The following is a 16,885-nucleotide window of genomic DNA, read 5'->3' on the forward strand; positions in this document are numbered from 1 at the left end:
AGTTTGGGGTCGCGGCGGGCGCGAACTCCTTGATCAACGCGGAGGGTGGCCCGGCGGGCGGGAGCTGGGTCGCGGAAGGGGTCGGGGGTGATCGGTAGGGTGCCGGGTATGGAGTCGTTCGTACCGCTGGCGGAGCGGATCGTGGAGGCGTTGCTGGAGAGCCGGCCCGGGCTGGCCACCTCCGCCGGGGACCACCGCTACGACGACCGGCTGCCCGATCTGTCCGCGGACGCGCTCGCCGCCGATCAGGCGATGCTGAAGGACGCGGCGGACGCGCTCGCCGAGATCGACCCGGACGCGCTCGACGTGGCGGAGAGCGTCGACCACGCGCTGCTCACCAGCATGATCGACAGAGGGCTGTTCGAGGCCACCGAGATTCGCGCCCACGAGTGGGATCCGCTGCGCCACAATCCGGGGCCGCTGCTGCACGCCCTGCTGGCCCGTCCCTTCGCCCCGGCCGAGGAGCGCCTGACCAGCCTCGCCGGGCGCCTGTCGGCCGTACCGGATGCGCTTGCGACGGCGCGCGCGACGCTGCGGGACATGCCGCGCATCCACGCGGAGACGGCGGTCGGGCAGTTCACCGGCACGGCGGCGCTGATCCGCGACGAGGTGCCGGCGTTGCTCGCCCAGGCGCCGGCGCTGCGTGACCGGGTCGGCCCGGCGGCCACGGAGGCGATCGCCGCGCTGGAGGAGTTCGTGGCGTGGCTGCGGCAGGGTCTGGCGGCCGATGCGGGCCCGGGGCGTGACCCGCGGCTGGGCCGGCGGCGCTGGGAGGCGCGGCTGTGGCACACGCTCGACACCGAGCTGAGCGCCGCCGAGGTGCAGCGCCGCGCGTGGGCGAACCTCGACCGGGTCACCGAGGAGATCCGCGCGGCGGCCGTCGAGCTGGTCGGTGGCCCGGCCGACGACGAGACGGTACGCCGGGCGCTGGACCTGCTGGCCGCCGAGCACCCGGACGACGCCACCATCGTCGACCTCGCCTCGGTGACGCTGGACGAGGCGAGTGACTTCGTGCGCCACCACGACCTGGTCAGCATGGTCGGTGACCCGTGCGTGATCCAGGAGATGCCGGAGTTCGCGCGGGGTGTGGCGGTCGCCTACTGCGATTCGCCGGGGCCGCTGGAGACGGCCGACGTGCCGACGTTCTACTGCATCGCGCCCACCCCGGCGGACTGGCCGGCGCAGCGGGTCGAGTCGTTCTACCGGGAATACAACGACCACATGATCCGCAACCTGACCGTGCACGAGGCGATGCCCGGCCATTTCCTCCAGCTCGCCCACGCCCGCCGCTACGACGGGCCGACGCGGGTACGCGCGCTCACCGAGTCGGGCGTGTTCATCGAGGGCTGGGCGGTCTACACCGAGGAGCTGATGGCCGGGCTCGGCTTCGGCGGGCTGCCGGTGCGGTTGCAGCAGCTCAAGATGCAGTTGCGGATGACCATCAACGCGCTGCTCGACCAGCTAGTGCACTGCGACGATCTGCCCGAGTCCGAGGCGATGGCGCTGATGACCGGGCGCGGCTTCCAGGAGGAGGGGGAGGCGGCCGGCAAGTGGCGGCGGGCGCTGCTCACCTCCACGCAGCTGTCGACGTACTTCGTCGGCTACAGCGAGATGGCCGACATCGCCGCCGCCCGTCCGGACGGCGTGCCGGTGCGCGACTGGCACGACGCCATGCTGGCGTACGACTGCCCGCCGCCGCGCCACCTGCGCACCCTGCTGGGGGTGTGAGGGCTCACCGGCGGGCGGCGACCGCGTCGATCAGCCAGCGCGACAGGGAGTACGCGGGCGGCAGCTCGGCGGGCAGCGCGTCGACCGGGAACCAGCGCGCCTCGGTCAGCTCCGTGCCGTCGGCCACCGGTTGTGCGGCCGGGTCGGTCACCTCGGCGGTGAACCCGGCGAGCAGTGTGCCCGGTCCGGTCAGCGCCCACGGCTGGCTGTCCACGTACGCGGGGCGGCGCAGGGTCAGGCCGACCTCCTCGGCGACCTCGCGGTGCACCGCCGCCTCCAGCGACTCGCCGGCCTCGACGAAACCGGCGACGAGCGCCCACAACTCGGTCGGGCCGTGCGCGTGCCGGACCAGCAGGAGCTCGTCTGCTCCGCCGGCCCGGCCCGGGCGGGTTATCGCGGTCAGCACCGCTACGGACAGCGGCACGAACACGGTCAGCCCGCAGTCCGGGCAGCGCCGCGCGGTCTCGCCCGGCACGTCGGCCAGTTCGGCCCGGCACGCCCCGCACCACCTGTGCGTACGCCGCCAGGTGACCACGGCGAGCGCCCGCCCGGCCAGGTCGGCGTGGGGTGCGGGCAGTTCGGCGGCGAGGCCGCGCCAGCCGCGCCACCGGCCGGGCAGCGACTCGGGGTCGGTGACCTCGGCCGCCCACGCCGGGGTGCCGTCGAGCGTGCCGACGGGTGTCCAGGCGAGGTCGCCGGGCAGCGCGCCGATGCGCAGCGGCTGCGCGGCGTCCGGGCCGGTCAGCAGTTTCCGGCCGGCGACCGGCAGCGCCAGGTCGCCCGGCTGCGGCGGCCGCCCGTGATCGGCGGCGGGCCGGAACCCGGCGCCGTCGGGCGGGGTCACGACGTGGCGGGGCGGCGGTCCACCACACCCGCGCCGGCCGGTACGGCGAACGCGGCGGCCTCGACGCTCTCGGTGTAGCGGCTCAGCGTCACCTCGGCCGGCTTGCCGTCGATCGTGCCGGAGAAGCTGCCCAGCACGCCTTCGTTCGTCACGCAGGTGCTGAAGCGCTCACCGTCGTGGGTGACGTTCACGCAGGTGGCGTGGTGCCCGGCCAGCGTGGTGTCGCTCTGCTCGATGACCGCGTCCGGCGCGAGCGCGGCCTCGGTGAGCAGCCGGATCACCGCCGGGGGCGTGACCAGGCCCTGCTTGCGTGCCTCGTCGTAGACGATCACCGAGGGTTTTCCGGCGGTGAGGACGGGCGGAGACACGGTGCAGGAGGTGCGGGCGGCGGTGCTCGCGCACCGGGTCACCGACTCCTGGGTCACCGTGATCTTGCCGCCGGGCCAGGTGTACGTGGAGCGCAGCGGCTTCCTGGTCTGCGCGATCGAGGCGGTGCGACCGCCGTCGAGCTGGTAGTCGGCGGCCCAGGTCTGCTCCAGCGCCCGGTCCATCCGCGCGGCGAGGTCGTTGACCAGGTCGGCCCGACCGAGCGCGACGCCCGCGTCGTCCAGGGCCTGGCAGCCGGTGACCGAGAGCGACGCGATGACCGAGGCGGCGAGCACGCGGAGAGTCGTCGAGGCGGCAGGCATGATGCCCAGCCTTGTCGATCGACGCAACCTCTCGCAAACCGGTTGCCGGTTGACGACCGGTAATCCGGGAATGTCCGTCTCAGCAAGCGCCTCGGGGGCCGCCCCGAGCGGCGTACGGCGGGGCGGGGACCGATACGCTGCGTTCAACACCTGCCTCAGCCGCACCGTCGCGGCCCATATCGGACCGGAACCACACAAACGAGGAGCGACTCAGTGGCAACCATCGAGGGAATCGTCGCCCGGGAGATCCTGGACTCGCGGGGCAACCCGACGGTCGAGGTCGAGGTCGGGCTCGACGACGGCACGATCGCCCGCGCCGCGGTGCCGTCCGGCGCCTCCACCGGCGCCTTCGAGGCGGTCGAGCTGCGCGACGGTGACAAGGACCGCTACCTGGGCAAGGGTGTCGAGAAGGCCGTCGCCAACATCGAGGACCGGATCGTCGACCAGCTCATCGGCTACGAGGCCAGCGAGCAGCGGCTGATCGACCAGAAGATGATCGACATCGACGGCTCGGACAACAAGGGCGAGCTGGGCGCGAACGCCATCCTCGGTGTCTCCCTGGCCGTGGCCAAGGCCGCCGCGGGCAGCGCCGAGCTGAGCCTGTTCCGCTACCTGGGCGGCCCGAACGCGCACCTGCTCCCGGTGCCGATGATGAACATCCTCAACGGTGGCGCGCACGCCGACTCGAACGTCGACATCCAGGAGTTCATGATCGCGCCGATCGGCGCGCCGACGTTCCGGGACGCGCTGCGCTCGGGCGCCGAGGTCTACCACGCGCTGAAGTCGGTGCTGAAGAAGAAGGACCTGTCGACCGGCCTGGGTGACGAGGGCGGCTTCGCCCCGAACCTGCCCACCAACGCCGCCGCGCTGGACCTGATCGCCGAGGCGGTGGAGAAGGCCGGTTACCGGCTCGGCACCGACATCGTCTTCGCGCTCGACGTGGCCGCCACCGAGTTCTTCGACAACGGCACGTACACGTTCGAGGGCACCGCGAAGAGCGCCGAGGAGATGAGCAACTACTACACCAAGCTCGCCGGCGACTACCCGATCGTGTCGATCGAGGACCCGCTGGCCGAGGACGACTGGAGCGGCTGGGCCACCCTGACCGCCGCGCTCGGCGACCGGATCCAGATCGTCGGCGACGACCTGTTCGTGACCAACCCGCAGCGCATCGCCCGGGGCATCGCGGAGCGGGCCGCCAACGCGGTGCTCGTCAAGGTCAACCAGATCGGCTCGCTCACCGAGACGCTGGACGCCGTCGACCTGGCTCACCGGGCCGGCTTCAAGTGCATGATGAGCCACCGTTCCGGCGAGACCGAGGACACCACCATCGCGGACCTGGCCGTCGCCACCGGCTGCGGGCAGATCAAGACCGGCGCCCCGGCCCGCTCGGACCGGGTGGCCAAGTACAACCAGCTCCTGCGGATCGAGGAGGAGCTGGCCGACGCGGCGCGGTACGCCGGCGCCGGCGCGTTCCCGCGTTACCGTTCGGCCTGAGCGAGCGCTCCGGGGGAGGGGTGTGACGATGCAGCAGCGCCGCACACCGGGTGGCCAGCGGCCCGCCCGTCGGCCGGGTCAGCCCGGCCGGACGGGCGGCGCCCGGGTCCGGTCCACGGCCCGCGACAACGGCGTCCGCGCGGAGACGCGCGCCGCCGGCCGGTCACCCGGCGCGTCCCGGGCCAGCGACGGCGTACGCTCCGCGAGCCGCCCCGCCGCGGCCCGGCGTACCGCTGCCGGTGGTCCGGTCAAGCGGCTCACCGCACCCCAACCCCGGCGCTTCACCGGGCGCGCCACAGTGCTGTTCGCGGTGCTGATCGCGCTCGCGCTGGCGTACACCTATCCGGTCCGGGTCTACCTGGACCAGCAGGCGGACATCGAACGGATGGAGGCCGCGCAGGCCGCCCAGCGGGCCGAGATCGAGCGGCTCACCGCCGAGGCGGCCAAGTGGAAGGACCCGGAGTACGTCAAGACGCAGGCCCGGGAGCGGTTCTTCATGGGCAAGCCGGGCGAGACGCTGCTGGTGGTGCTCTCCGACCCGGAGGGCGCGGCCAAGGACGCCGGCAAGGACGCGAAGCCGGGGGCGCCGACCGCGCCGGAGCCCTGGTACGACACCCTGTGGTCGAGCGTGCGGGCGGCGAACGCCGAGCGCCAGGACAAGTGAGCTTTGATTCGAGAGGCACAACCTTGAGCGTCGTACCACCGCAGGAGCCGGCGGCGGACTCCGTACCCCCGCCGGAACGCCAGCCGGCCACCGAGGCCGACCTGGCCGCGGTGGCCGCGCAGCTCGGACGCCCGCCGCGCGGCACCCGTGCGGTGGCCCACAGGTGCCCGTGCGGCCTGCCCGACGTGGTGGAGACGACGCCCCGGCTGGCCGACGGCACGCCGTTCCCGACGCTGTTCTACCTGACCTGCCCGCGTGCCACGGCGGCGTGCAGCCGGCTGGAGTCGGCCGGGCTGATGAAGGAGATGGCCGAACGGCTCGCCGAGGACCCGGAGCTGGCCGCGCGCTACCGGGCGGCGCACGAGGACTACCTGACCCGCCGGGAGGCGATCGGCGAGGTGCCGGAGATCGCCGGCATCTCGGCCGGTGGCATGCCGGGGCGGGTGAAGTGCCTGCACGTGCACCTGGGGCACGCGCTCGCCGCCGGGCCGGGGGTCAACCCGTTCGGCGACGAGACGCTGGCGCTGGTGGAGAAGTGGTGGGCCGCCGGCCCCTGCGTGGACGTGCCGGCGGAGTGAGATGAGCGCCGACCAGATCACTGTGCGCCGGGCCCGCACCGCCGACGTGCGCGGCATCCGGCGGCTGGTGGACACCTACACCGACGACCGGCGGCTGCTCAGCAAGGCGACTGTGACGCTGTACGAGGACGTGCAGGAGTTCCGGGTCGCGGTGACGCCGGACGGCACGGTGGTCGGGTGTGGCGCGCTGCACGTGATGTGGGAGGACCTGGCCGAGATCCGGACGGTGGCGGTCGACCCGTCCTGCCGGGGCCACAAGATCGGGCACCGGATCGTCGGTGAGCTGATCGACTCGGCGCGCGACCTGGGCATCGCCCGGATCTTCGTGCTCACGTTCGAGACCGGCTTCTTCGGCTCGTTCGGCTTCCGCGAGATCGACGGCGCGCCCGTGCCGCAGCCGGTCTACGAGCAGCTCCTGCGCTCGTACGACGAGGGTGTCGCGGAGTTCCTGGACCTGGAACGGGTCAAGCCCAACACCCTGGGCAACTCCCGCATGCTGTTGCGCCTCTGAGCTGCCCCGGGCGGGCTGCCGTAGGGTGGGCGCCGTGAGTGCGCGTGTGGCAGCCATCGACTGCGGGACCAACTCGATCCGACTGCTGATCGCCGACCTGCCCGGCCCCTCGGCCGGGGAAACGGTGCCGCTCGTGGACGTCAGCCGGCGGATGGAGATCGTCCGCCTGGGGCAGGGCGTCGACCAGACCGGCATGCTCGCCCCCGAGGCCATCGAGCGGACCCGGGTCGCGCTCGCCGACTACGCGGCCGAGATCGAGAAGTCCGGCGCCGAGCGGGTACGCATGTGCGCCACCTCGGCCTCCCGCGACGCCTCCAACGCCGCCGACTTCCGGACGATGGTCGAGCGCACGCTCGGCGTACCGCCCGAGGTCGTGACCGGCGACGAGGAGGCACGCCTGTCGTTCACCGGCGCGGTGCGCGGCCTGCCCGCCGACGCCGAACCGCCGTACCTGGTGGTCGACATCGGCGGCGGCTCGACCGAGTTCGTCGTCGGCACCCGCGCCGACGGCGTCCGGGGCGCGATCTCGGTGGACATCGGCTGCGTCCGGATGACCGAACGCCACCTGCACGGCGACCCGCCGACCGCGGCACAGATCGCCGCCGCCGAGGCCGACATCGCCGCCGCCGTCGACCGCGCGCTCGCCGCCGTGCCCGGCCGCGAGGCCGCCACGCTGGTCGGGCTGGCCGGTTCGGTCACCACCGTGGTCGCGCTGGCGCAAGGGCTCCAGGAGTACGACCCGAGCCGCATCCACCACGCCCGCGTCTCGTACGAGCAGGTGGCCGAGGTGACCGCCGACCTGCTCGGCAAGAGCAGTGAGCAGCGGCTGGCGTACCCGGTGATGCACCCGGGGCGGGCCGACGTGATCGGCGCGGGCGCGCTGGTGCTGCGAGTGATCATGGAGCGGGCCGGGATGCCGTCGGTGGTCGCCTCCGAGCACGACATCCTCGACGGCATCGCCTGGAGCCTCGCCTAGCCCTCTGGCCCCTTCCGGCGGTGATCAAGGAGTTTGTGTCCGATCCGGACGCCTCCGGGGCCGCCAACTCCTTGGTCAACAAGAAGGGGCGGGCGGCGTCAGTCCGTCGCCAGGTCGGGGCGGTGTTCCCTGATCCACTTCTCGACGTCGGACTTCCGCCAGACCTTGCCCATCGCCAGCACGGCGATCGGCTCCGGGAAGTTGCGCTGGTTGGCGATCACGGATGCGCGCTGACGCGACACGTTGCCGAGCATCGCCCGGATCTCCGACACGCCCACCAGCTCCACACGTTGACGATGGCAGCGTCGACGTCGCCGAACAGCGACAACTACGGAGGCTATTGACACTGACAATAGAAGGCGACACGATCGGGGGATGAGCATGGGGAACTGTTCTCCCGTACCCGATCGCGGTCGCCGGGTCGTGCGGCCGCACGTCCCGATGCGGCCGTTGTGGTTGTGCCGGGTGTGCGCGGCCCCCTGGCCGTGCCAGCCGGCCCGCCTGTTGCTGCTGCTCGACTACCGGCGTGACCGCGTCGCCCTGTCGATCCACATGGCCGGCTGCCTGTTCGACGCCACCGCCGACCTGCTGCGCACCAACCCGAACCCGGCCGACCTGTTCGACCGTTTCATCGGATGGACCGCCCGCCTGTAGGTGCTGTGTCGTTGACGGTAGTGCGTATTGCGCACTAGTGTGCGGAGCGTGGATACCACGCAGCTCCTCAAGGGCGTGCTCGACCTCGCGGTGCTCGCCGTGCTCAAGGACGAGGACGGGTACGGCTACGACATCCTGCGGCGGCTACGCGAGGCCGGTCTCACCGAGGTCGGCGACGCCTCGGTCTACGGCACGCTGCGCCGGCTGTTCGCGGCCGGTCTGCTCACCACGTACGTGGTGCCGAGCGAGTCCGGGCCGCACCGCAAGTACTACTCGCTCAACTCCGCCGGGCGTGACCAGCTCACCCGCTCCGGCAAGACCTGGCGCTCGTTCGCCACCACCATGGACGCGCTGCTCGACGATCGGGGGATGGCGGCATGACCGTCACGGGGCAGGAGATCACGGACTACGTCGACCGGGTGCGGGCCGCGCTCGCCGACCTGCCGCCGGAGGTCCGCGACGAGTTGACCGAGGAACTGCCGGAACACCTCGCCGAGGTTGCCGCCGAGGGCGAGGGCACGCTGGTCGACCGCCTGGGCGCCCCCGAGGCGTACGCCGCCGAGCTGCGCGCCGTCGCCGGTGCCCAGCCGAGCCGGCGGCCGGCGCGTTTCCACCGCCTCGCCGAGGCCCGGCGGGAGGCGGCTACCCAGCTGCGTCTGCTCGACCGCCAGCTCGGCCCGGTGCTCGGGCACGAGACGGTGAGCGACTTCCTGCGCCCGCTGCGCCCGGCCTGGTGGCTGGTGCGCGGATGGCTGGCCGCGCTGATCGTGGCGTGGATGGTGGACGGCCGGTCCGGCCTGGTGCCCCGGCTGGACGGCAACAGCTCGACGGGGCTGTTGCTGCTCATCGGCGCGATCGTCGCGTCCATGTGGTGGGGTCGCCGATCCGCCGGGATCACCGGGTGGCGGCGGCAACTGCACCAGATCGGCACCGCCGCGCTGCTGCTGTTCTCCTTCGCCGTGCTGGCCCAGGTGGACGAGCGCGCCGACACCGACAGCTACGGCAGTTACGAGCAGACGTCGGTGGACCACAGGTACGACCGGATCGAGGACGTCTTCGTCTACGACCAGCAGGGGCGGCTGATCCGCGACGCGCGGCTCTTCGACCAGAACGGCGTGCCGATCCGGCTCGGCTGGCCGAGCTGCATGGCTGACGCCGGCGCGGTGCCGGAGATGCGTAACACCTACCCGTACTGCCCGGAGCTGGCCCCGTTCGGTCCGCCGGCCTCGCCGTCGATCGCTCCGCCCGCACTCGCGCCCACCGGCAGTGCCACCCCCACCGCTTCCCCGGAACCCACGTCAACTCCCTGAGCGCGCTCGATACCGCGAGATCTTGGAAGGAAACGGCCCTCATAAGGGCTCATAAGGGCCGCAAGCTTCCAAGATCTCGCCGGGTTGTGGTGCGGGGCGTCGGCCACTGGTCTGTGAGGTCTACAGGAGGTGAATGCCACTGTTGTTCTGTCTTCCCCGGGCCGCTGACCGCGTGGCACGCTACCGGCACGTAACAGCCAACTGTGCGACCAGCCAACGTTGACTGACCGCAAGGAGGACGGGCCCATGGGCGAGATGGTGAGCTTCACCGGCAACGGGGGGACGAGCGAGGGGTATCTCGCGATACCCTCCGGCGGTGTGGCCAGCCCGGCGGTCATCGTCATCCAGGACTGGTGGGGTCTCGTACCCCACGTACGGGCCGTGGTCGACCGCTTCGCGGAGGCCGGCTTCGTCGCGCTCGCGCCCGACTTCCGGCACGGCGGACCGGCCGTGAAGCCGACCGAGCCGCGGCTGATGCTCAACAGCTCCCAGATGGACGAGGCGGCGAGCGACATCGCCGCTGCCGCCGAATACCTGGCGAGCCGGCCCGAGGTCGCCGGCAAGGTGGGCTGCGCCGGGTTCTGCGCGGGCGCCAGCCTGGCCCTGTGGTCCGGCACGTTCTCCGAGCGCATCGTGGCCACCGCCGGGTTCTACCCGCGCCTGCCCTGGGAGGGCATGGCCGTGGGAGCGGCGGACGAAGGCGGCTGGGCCGGCTACGCCGGGAAGGCCGCGCTCATCCACTGCTCCGAGGCGGACGGCCTGTCCGCCGCCGACGGGGTGCAGAGCGTCCGCCGGTCCATCGAGTCGGCCGGTGGCACCTGCCAGACGTTCGACTACCCGGGCACCGCGCACGCGTTCTTCAACGAGGACCGGCCGGAGCACTTCGACCAGCGGGCCGCCGCCACCGCCTGGGCCCGCACGCTGGAACTGTTCCGGGCGAAGCTTGGCTGAGTCGCGTACCCCGCAGGACGTGGTCGCCCGCGCCGCGCGGGCGGCCGACCTGGCCGACCTCGACGGCGCGGTCAGCGACTGCTTCGCCTGCCCGCGCCTGGTGGCGTGGCGGGAGGAGGTGGCGCGGGTCAAGCGCGCCGCGTTCCGCGACCAGGACTACTGGGGACGGCCGGTGCCCGGCCTCGGCCCGCCGGACGCGCGCATCGCCATTCTCGGTCTGGCGCCGGCCGCGCACGGCGGCAACCGCACCGGCCGGATCTTCACCGGGGACCGGTCCGGTGACGTGCTGTTCGCCGCGCTGCACCGCGCTGGGCTGGCCAACCAGCCGACGAGCGTCTCCGCCGACGACGGCCTGACGCTGCGTGACACGCGCATCTTCGCCGCCGTGCGGTGCGCGCCGCCGGACAACAAGCCCACCCCGGCCGAGCGGGACACCTGCGCGCCGTGGCTGCACCGCGAGGTCGAACTGATCCGGCCCACGCTGCGCGTCGTGGTCGCGCTGGGCGCGTTCGCGTGGGCCGCGTGGTGGCCGGTGCTACGCCAGGTGTACGGGCAGCGGCCGCCCACGCCGCGACCGGCGTTCGGCCATGGGGCACACTGGTCCGGCGAGTCCGTGCCGGACCTGCTGGGCTGCTACCACGTCAGCCAGCAGAACACGTTCACCGGCCGGCTCACACCGGCGATGCTGGACGACGTGTTCACCCGGGCGAAGGACCTGGCCGGGGTGGACTGAGGAACACCTGAGGCGGTGGGATGGATTTCGGCGTACTGCGCAGGTGGTGGCCGGTCGCCGCGGTGACGGTGCTGCTCGCGCTCGCCGCGTTCGCCGCCGGTCACTCCGCCATCGGGGCCAGCCGGATCCCGCCGGCCGCCGACACCATCCCGTACGTGCCGGAGTACCCGTCGCCCGAGGCGGTGCCGTCGTACCCGGTGGAACCCCGCGACGTGGGTGAGTCCACGTCGGGCGGTGTGCCCGACTGGCTGGCCACCGCCGCCGTGGCGTTGCTGTTCGCGGTGGTGCTGGGCGCCATCGGGTACGTCCTGTGGAACGTGCTCCGGGGCGCGCTGCGGCGGACGACCCGGGCGGTGCCGGTGCGGCGCTCCCGGCGTACCGCCGAGGGGACCGCGCGTGAGGTGGTGGCCGCGCTCGACGCCGGGCTCGTCGAACTGGACGACCGCTCCACCGACCCGCGTACCGCCGTCATCGCGTGCTGGGTGCGCCTGGAGGAGGCCGCCGAGGACGCGGGCGTGCCCCGGCACACCGGCGACACCCCGACCGACCTGGTGGCCCGGCTGCTGCGCGGCGACCCGGAGGCCGGCATCCCGGCGATCGCCAGCGCCGACGTGCTCGACGGGTTCGCGCACGTCTACCGGGAGGCCCGGTACGCCACGCACCCGGTCGACGAGCACACCCGGGACCAGGCCCGCGCCGCGCTACGCCGGCTGCGCGGCGAGCTGACCAGCCTGGCGGGGGAGGCGTCGTGAGCACCAGCATCGACGACCTGCTGTCGTTCGGCGAGGAGCCCGCCGGGGAGGACGTACGCCCCTCGGGCGGTGGCCGGGCACGCCTGCTGCTGCGTACTGCGGCGGTCACCGCCGCCGTCGTGGTGGTGGTCGTGGTCGGGCTGCGCGCGGTCGGCCTGAAGGTGCCGATCTGGATCATCGTGGCCGGGGTGCTCGCCGTGCTCGCCGTACGCCGGGTCACCGCCGCGCTGTCGCCCCCGCCGCCGCCCCGCGCCGGCGCCCGGACGCCCGCCGGTGAGGAGCCCGGCACCTGGAACTGGTCCGCCCGGGACGCGCTGCGCACCGCGATCAACGGCTGGGAGCGCCCGCTGGACTGGTCCGGCGACAACCGGGAGCGGTTCACCGAACGCATCCTGCCGCGCCTCGGCGAGCTGGCCGACGAGCGGCTGCGCCAGCGCCACGGCGTCACCCGCGAGTCCGATCCGGCCCGCGCCCGCGCCCTGCTCGGCGAGCCACTGTGGACGTTCCTCACCACCCCCGCCCGCCGCCCTCCGTCGCCGCGCGACCTCGCGGCGATCGTCGCCGAACTGGAGAAGATCTGATGAACGACGTGGACCGGAGCATGGCCCCCGCCGAGGTGGGCCGGCTCGCCCGGGCCGTCCTGGAGGCGGTCGGCACCGTCGTGGTCGGCAAGCGGGACGCGCTGGAGCTGGTACTGGCCGGCATCCTCGCCGGTGGCCACGTGCTGCTGGAGGACCTGCCCGGCCTGGGCAAGACGCTCACCGCGCGCTGTTTCGCGCAGGCGCTCGGGCTGGACTTCCGGCGGCTCCAGTTCACGCCGGACCTGCTGCCCGCCGACGTGACCGGCTCGTTCCTCTACGACCAGAGCAGCGGCGACTTCGCGTTCCGGGCCGGGCCGGTGTTCACCAACCTGCTGCTCGCCGACGAGATCAACCGGACGCCGCCGAAGACGCAGTCGGCGCTGCTGGAGGCGATGCAGGAGAAGCAGGTGTCGGTGGAGGGCGTGACCTACCGCCTGGACGAGCCGTTCCACGTGCTGGCCACCGCCAACCCCATCGAGTACGAGGGCACGTACCCGTTGCCGGAGGCGCAGCTCGACCGGTTCCTGCTGCGGGTGTCGTTCGGCTACCCCAGCCACGACGAGGAGTGGGACGTGCTGCGCCGCCGGATCGCCCGCCGCCGCGAGGAGGCGGAGATCAAGCCGGTGGTGGACGCCGCGACGCTGCGCGCCATGCAGGCGGCGCTGGAGGACGTGGTGGTCGAGGACTCGGTCGGCCGGTACATCGTGGCGCTCACCGCCGCCACCCGGGAGCACCCGTCGGTGCTCGTCGGCGCGTCCCCGCGCGGCTCGCTGGCGCTGCTGCTGCTGTCCCGGGTCCGGGCGGTGCTCGCCAACCGCGACTACGTGGTGCCGGAGGACGTCAAGGCGGTGGCGGCGCCCGCGCTGGCGCACCGGATCACGCTGCGGCCGGAGATGTGGCTGCGCCGGGTGGATCCGGCGTTCGTGGTCGGCGAGGTGCTGGAGTCCACGCCCGCCCCGGCCAGCGGCGCGCTGCCCAGCTACGCCGCCGGGCGCTGATGGATCGGGCCGAGGCGGCGAGCGGCTGGGCACCCACCTGGGCGCTCGGCCGGGCCGTGCTGCTCACCGGCGTGCTGCTCGTCGCGGCGGTCCTGCTCGGCCGCATCGACCTGGTGGTGCTCGCCACGCCGTTCGCGCTGGGCACCGCGTACGCGCTGCGCCGCCGCCCCGCGGGCCTGCCGGAACTGGAGCTGGGCGTCGGGGACACCCACCTGGTCGAGGGCTCCCCGCTGGCCGCGACCGTCGCGGTGGCCAACCCGGACCTGGTCGGGTACGACCTCGCGGTGGTGCGGACGCGGATGTCGCGCTGGCTGCGCGTGGAGCAGGTCGGCTTCGGCGGCACCGGGCTGGACGTGAGCCGCTCCGGCGGGGCGGACCGCCCGTTCGTCACCTCCGTACCCCGGGGCAGCGCCGTCGACCTGGAGCTGACCGGCACGGCGCTGCGGTGGGGGCGGCACCCGATCGGACCGGCCGGGGCGCGGGTCGCCGTCGCCGACGGGCTGCTGGTCTCCCGCGCGGTGATCACCGACCCGATCCGGGCCCGGGTCTACCCGCGTACCGAGCCGTTCGACGCGGTCGAGGCGATGCCCCGGGCCGCCGGGCTGGTCGGCGCGCACCGGTCGCGGCGGCCGGGGGAGGGCGGCGAGCTGGCCGGGGTACGCGTGTTCGCGCCCGGCGACCGGCTGCGCCGCATCGACTGGCGGGTGTCGCTGCGGGCCCGCCAACTGCACGTGGCGGCGACGCTCTCGGACCGGGACGCCGAGGTGGTGGTGCTGCTGGACGTGCTCGCCGAGGCGGGCCGCTCCGGTGGCGTGAACGGCCCGGCGTCGGTGCTGGACACCACGGTGCGGGCCGCCGCCGCGATCGCCGAGCACTACCTGCACCGCGGTGACCGGGTGTCGATGCTGGAGTACGGCCCGGCCGCGCGCCGGCTGCGTCCGGCCACCGGGCGGCGGCAGTACCTGACCGTGCTGGAGTGGCTGCTCGACGTGCACGCCGAGTCGTCCCCGCACGAGCCGTACGACCAGGTCTTCGGCCCGCAACTGCTCTCCTCGGACGCGCTCGTGGTGGTGCTCACCCCGCTGCTCGACGAGCGGTCCGCGCAGATGCTGGCCCGGCTGGCCCGCGGCGGCCGGTTCGTGGTGGCGGTGGACACGCTGCCGGCCGAACTGCCGGTGCCGAAGGAGCGGGGCTGGGCCGAGGTGGCGTACCGGCTGTGGCGGCTGGACCGGGACACGATGATCGGCCAGCTCCGCGAGCACGGCGTGCCGGTGGTGCGCTGGGCCGGCGCGGGCAGCCTGGACGAGGTGCTCCGCGACGTGGCCCGGCTGGCGACCGCCCCGAAGGCAGGGTTGCGGTGAGCGCGAGGAACGCAGCGAAGCGGAGTCCCGCAGTCGCGAACGAAAGGCCGGCTCAGTGACGGACGCCCTGGTCGAGCGGGTGCGGGCGCTGCGGTACGCGGCCGCCCGGGTCAGCCCGCTGCCGCTGCTGGTACGCGGCGGCATCTTCCTCACCGTGCTGGCCGGTTTCCTGCTCGCGTACCCGGTGCAGGCCCTCACCGCGCGCTCGCTGCTGGCCCTGGCGGTGGCCGCGGTGCTGCCGGCGTTCGGTCCGCGCCGGATCTGGCCGACGTTCGCCGCGCTGGTGACGGTCGGCGGTTGGCTGCTGGCCACGCTCGGCTTCGACCGGCCGCCGGCGCTGTGGCGGCTGCTCGCCGTGGCGACGCTGCTCTATCTGGCGCACTCGCTCTGCGCGCTCGCCGCGCTGCTGCCCTACGACGGGCTGATCGACCCGGATGCGGTGTTCCGGTGGTTGAGCCGGGCGGGCGGGGTGGTGCTCGCCAGCGCTGTGCTCGGCGTGGTGCTGGCGTGGCTGGGTGGCGTCGGCGGGACGGACGGCTCGCAGGCGGCGACAGTGGTGGGGCTGCTGGTGGCGGTGGGGCTGAGCGCGCTGCTGGGCTGGTTGCTGCGCCGCAAGTGACGCAGCGTTCCGATGACGTTGCGCAGGTCACATGGGTTGTGCTCCGTCACAGAAGGGGGTCTCGCGCGGGATTACCGGGGGCCCCCGGGGAAAGATAGATGACGTGAACCCGAAGCGGATCCTTGTCGTGGGTGCCGGTCACGTGGGCCTGTACGCCGCTCTGCGCCTGTCCAAGAAGCTGAGCAGGCGTGAGGCCGAGGTCATCGTCGTCGACCCGCAGCCGCACATGACGTACCAGCCGTTCCTCCCGGAGGCATCGGCGGGCAACATCTCCCCGCGGCACGCCGTCGTGCCGCTGCGGCGGGAGTTGCGCAAGTGCACCGTGGTGGCGGGCACCGTCACCCGGATCGACCACGACCGCATGACCGCAGTGGTGCAGCCGATCAGCGGCCCGGCCCGGGAGATCCAGTACGACCACGTGGTGGTCGCGCCCGGCTCGGTCTCCCGCACCCTGCCGATTCCCGGCCTGCACGAGCACGGCATCGGGTTCAAGACCATCGGTGAGGCCATCTACCTGCGCAACCACGTGCTGGACCGGCTCGACGTGGCGGCTTCCACCACCGACCCGGCGGTACGCAGCCGCGCGCTGACGTTCACCTTCGTCGGTGGCGGCTACGCCGGCATCGAGGCGCTCGCCGAGATGGAGGACATGGCCCGCGACGCGCTGCGCTACTACCCGGAGCTGAAGCCGGAGGAGATGCGCTGGGTGCTGGTCGAGGCGACCCAGCGGGTGCTGCCCGAGGTCGACCGGGACATGGGCGCCTACACGGTGCAGCAGCTGATGAAGCGGGACATGGACATCCGCCTGGACACGCGGCTGGAGTCCTGCGTCGACGGTGTGGTGAAGCTCTCCGACGGCGACAGCTTCCCGTCCGACACCATCGTCTGGACCGCCGGTGTGAAGCCGTCGCCGATGCTCGACGCCACGGACTTCCCGCGCGACGAGCGCCGCCGGGTCACTTGCCGGCCGACGCTGCAGATCGTGGACGGCGACCGGGTGGTCGAGGGCGCGTGGAGCGCCGGCGACTGCGCCGCCGTGCCGGACCTGACCAAGGAGCCGGGCAACTTCTGCTCGCCGAGCGCCCAGCACGCGGTGCGGCAGGCGGCGCGGATGGCCGACAACATCGCCAACGTGATCCGCGGGCGCGAGCCGGTCGACTACAAGCACAAGCACGCCGGCAGCGTGGCCAGCCTCGGCCTGCACAAGGGTGTGGCGCAGGTCTACGGCATCAAGATGACCGGCTGGCCGGCCTGGTTCATGCACCGGACGTACCACATGTCGCGGATCCCCTCGTTCAACCGCAAGGTGCGCGTGGTGGTCGACTGGACGCTGGCGTTCTTCCTCAAGCGTGAGGTGGTGGCGCTGGGTCAGCTGCACGACCCGCGCGAGGAGTTCGCCGAGGCGTCCGCCCCGCCGGTCGCCGCGCGCGTCTGACGGA

General features: G+C 73.3%; 20 protein-coding genes. 17 read left to right on the forward strand and 3 right to left on the reverse strand.

What is annotated here, in order from left to right; genetic code table 11:
• The first annotated feature begins 108 nt into the window (after positions 1–108).
• Positions 109–1,728: a DUF885 domain-containing protein gene (locus tag KBX43_RS10610; RefSeq protein WP_209960035.1), complete on the forward strand. Its 1,620-nt coding sequence runs from the start codon at positions 109–111 to the stop codon at positions 1,726–1,728.
• 4 nt (positions 1,729–1,732) lie between these two features.
• Here KBX43_RS10610 and KBX43_RS10615 read toward each other — a convergent pair whose 3' ends face one another.
• Both KBX43_RS10615 and KBX43_RS10620 read right to left on the reverse strand, forming a co-directional pair.
• Positions 1,733–2,572 (reverse strand): NAD(+) diphosphatase, encoded by an 840-nt coding sequence (locus KBX43_RS10615; protein WP_209960037.1) that lies wholly within the window; start codon positions 2,570–2,572, stop codon positions 1,733–1,735.
• The gene (locus tag KBX43_RS10620; protein WP_064447679.1) at positions 2,569–3,261 is read right to left on the reverse strand and encodes a hypothetical protein; all 693 of its coding nucleotides are present in this window, start codon (positions 3,259–3,261) and stop codon (positions 2,569–2,571) included. Before KBX43_RS10620 ends, KBX43_RS10615 begins: the two co-directional genes overlap by 4 nt.
• Positions 3,262–3,474: 213 nt before the next feature.
• Here KBX43_RS10620 and eno point away from each other — a divergent pair, with 213 nt between their 5' ends.
• From eno to KBX43_RS10645, 5 genes are read left to right on the forward strand one after another with little or no spacing between them, the layout of a single operon-like run.
• Positions 3,475–4,758, forward strand: coding sequence for a phosphopyruvate hydratase (eno, locus tag KBX43_RS10625; RefSeq protein ID WP_064447680.1), 1,284 nt, complete (start codon positions 3,475–3,477; stop codon positions 4,756–4,758).
• Between the two features lie 28 nt (positions 4,759–4,786).
• Positions 4,787–5,422 carry a septum formation initiator family protein gene (locus KBX43_RS10630; protein ID WP_043330639.1) on the forward strand — a complete coding sequence of 212 codons (636 nt, stop codon included), beginning with the start codon at positions 4,787–4,789 and terminating at the stop codon, positions 5,420–5,422.
• A gap of 23 nt (positions 5,423–5,445) precedes the next feature.
• Positions 5,446–6,000 carry a DUF501 domain-containing protein gene (locus tag KBX43_RS10635; RefSeq protein ID WP_064447681.1) on the forward strand — a complete coding sequence of 185 codons (555 nt, stop codon included), beginning with the start codon at positions 5,446–5,448 and terminating at the stop codon, positions 5,998–6,000.
• Between the two features lies 1 nt (position 6,001).
• Positions 6,002–6,511 carry an amino-acid N-acetyltransferase gene (locus KBX43_RS10640; protein WP_043326570.1) on the forward strand — a complete coding sequence of 170 codons (510 nt, stop codon included), beginning with the start codon at positions 6,002–6,004 and terminating at the stop codon, positions 6,509–6,511.
• Positions 6,512–6,557: 46 nt separating this feature from the next.
• Positions 6,558–7,487, forward strand: coding sequence for a Ppx/GppA phosphatase family protein (locus KBX43_RS10645; RefSeq protein ID WP_209963994.1), 930 nt, complete (start codon positions 6,558–6,560; stop codon positions 7,485–7,487).
• Positions 7,488–7,585: 98 nt separating this feature from the next.
• Here KBX43_RS10645 and KBX43_RS10650 read toward each other — a convergent pair whose 3' ends face one another.
• Positions 7,586–7,774, reverse strand: a complete 189-nt coding sequence (locus KBX43_RS10650; protein WP_176921700.1) for a hypothetical protein — start codon at positions 7,772–7,774, stop codon at positions 7,586–7,588.
• Between the two features lie 178 nt (positions 7,775–7,952).
• Between KBX43_RS10650 and KBX43_RS10655 the strand changes: the two genes are divergently transcribed.
• The 11 genes from KBX43_RS10655 to KBX43_RS10705 all read left to right on the forward strand — a co-directional run bounded on the left by KBX43_RS10655 (position 7,953) and on the right by KBX43_RS10705 (position 16,881).
• Positions 7,953–8,141, forward strand: a complete 189-nt coding sequence (locus KBX43_RS10655; protein ID WP_370446773.1) for a hypothetical protein — start codon at positions 7,953–7,955, stop codon at positions 8,139–8,141.
• A gap of 48 nt (positions 8,142–8,189) precedes the next feature.
• A complete protein-coding gene (locus KBX43_RS10660; protein ID WP_209960039.1) occupies positions 8,190–8,522 on the forward strand; it encodes a PadR family transcriptional regulator in 333 nt (110 codons plus the stop codon).
• Positions 8,519–9,451: a hypothetical protein gene (locus KBX43_RS10665; RefSeq protein WP_210884220.1), complete on the forward strand. Its 933-nt coding sequence runs from the start codon at positions 8,519–8,521 to the stop codon at positions 9,449–9,451. Before KBX43_RS10660 ends, KBX43_RS10665 begins: the two co-directional genes overlap by 4 nt.
• A 246-nt stretch (positions 9,452–9,697) precedes the next feature.
• Positions 9,698–10,402: a dienelactone hydrolase family protein gene (locus KBX43_RS10670; protein ID WP_043326560.1), complete on the forward strand. Its 705-nt coding sequence runs from the start codon at positions 9,698–9,700 to the stop codon at positions 10,400–10,402.
• A gap of 19 nt (positions 10,403–10,421) precedes the next feature.
• Positions 10,422–11,135, forward strand: coding sequence for a uracil-DNA glycosylase (locus tag KBX43_RS10675; protein ID WP_209963995.1), 714 nt, complete (start codon positions 10,422–10,424; stop codon positions 11,133–11,135).
• A gap of 20 nt (positions 11,136–11,155) precedes the next feature.
• Complete coding sequence (locus KBX43_RS10680; RefSeq protein WP_043326558.1) at positions 11,156–11,887, forward strand: DUF4129 domain-containing protein; 732 nt, start codon at positions 11,156–11,158, stop codon at positions 11,885–11,887.
• A complete protein-coding gene (locus KBX43_RS10685) occupies positions 11,884–12,468 on the forward strand; it encodes a hypothetical protein (RefSeq protein ID WP_064447685.1) in 585 nt (194 codons plus the stop codon). The genes KBX43_RS10680 and KBX43_RS10685 overlap by 4 nt, the downstream gene beginning before the upstream one ends.
• Positions 12,468–13,466, forward strand: a complete 999-nt coding sequence (locus tag KBX43_RS10690; protein WP_043326556.1) for a MoxR family ATPase — start codon at positions 12,468–12,470, stop codon at positions 13,464–13,466. The genes KBX43_RS10685 and KBX43_RS10690 overlap by 1 nt, the downstream gene beginning before the upstream one ends.
• Positions 13,466–14,827, forward strand: a complete 1,362-nt coding sequence (locus KBX43_RS10695) for a DUF58 domain-containing protein (protein ID WP_210884223.1) — start codon at positions 13,466–13,468, stop codon at positions 14,825–14,827. The genes KBX43_RS10690 and KBX43_RS10695 overlap by 1 nt, the downstream gene beginning before the upstream one ends.
• 55 nt (positions 14,828–14,882) lie before the next feature.
• Positions 14,883–15,446 carry a hypothetical protein gene (locus KBX43_RS10700; protein ID WP_210884224.1) on the forward strand — a complete coding sequence of 188 codons (564 nt, stop codon included), beginning with the start codon at positions 14,883–14,885 and terminating at the stop codon, positions 15,444–15,446.
• Positions 15,447–15,549: 103 nt separating this feature from the next.
• Positions 15,550–16,881 carry an NAD(P)/FAD-dependent oxidoreductase gene (locus KBX43_RS10705; protein WP_043326553.1) on the forward strand — a complete coding sequence of 444 codons (1,332 nt, stop codon included), beginning with the start codon at positions 15,550–15,552 and terminating at the stop codon, positions 16,879–16,881.
• Positions 16,882–16,885: the final 4 nt, after the last annotated feature.

Origin of the sequence: Micromonospora sp. C41, assembly GCF_018070485.1 — a bacterium.
Classification (GTDB): Bacteria; Actinomycetota; Actinomycetes; order Mycobacteriales; family Micromonosporaceae; genus Micromonospora; species Micromonospora chalcea.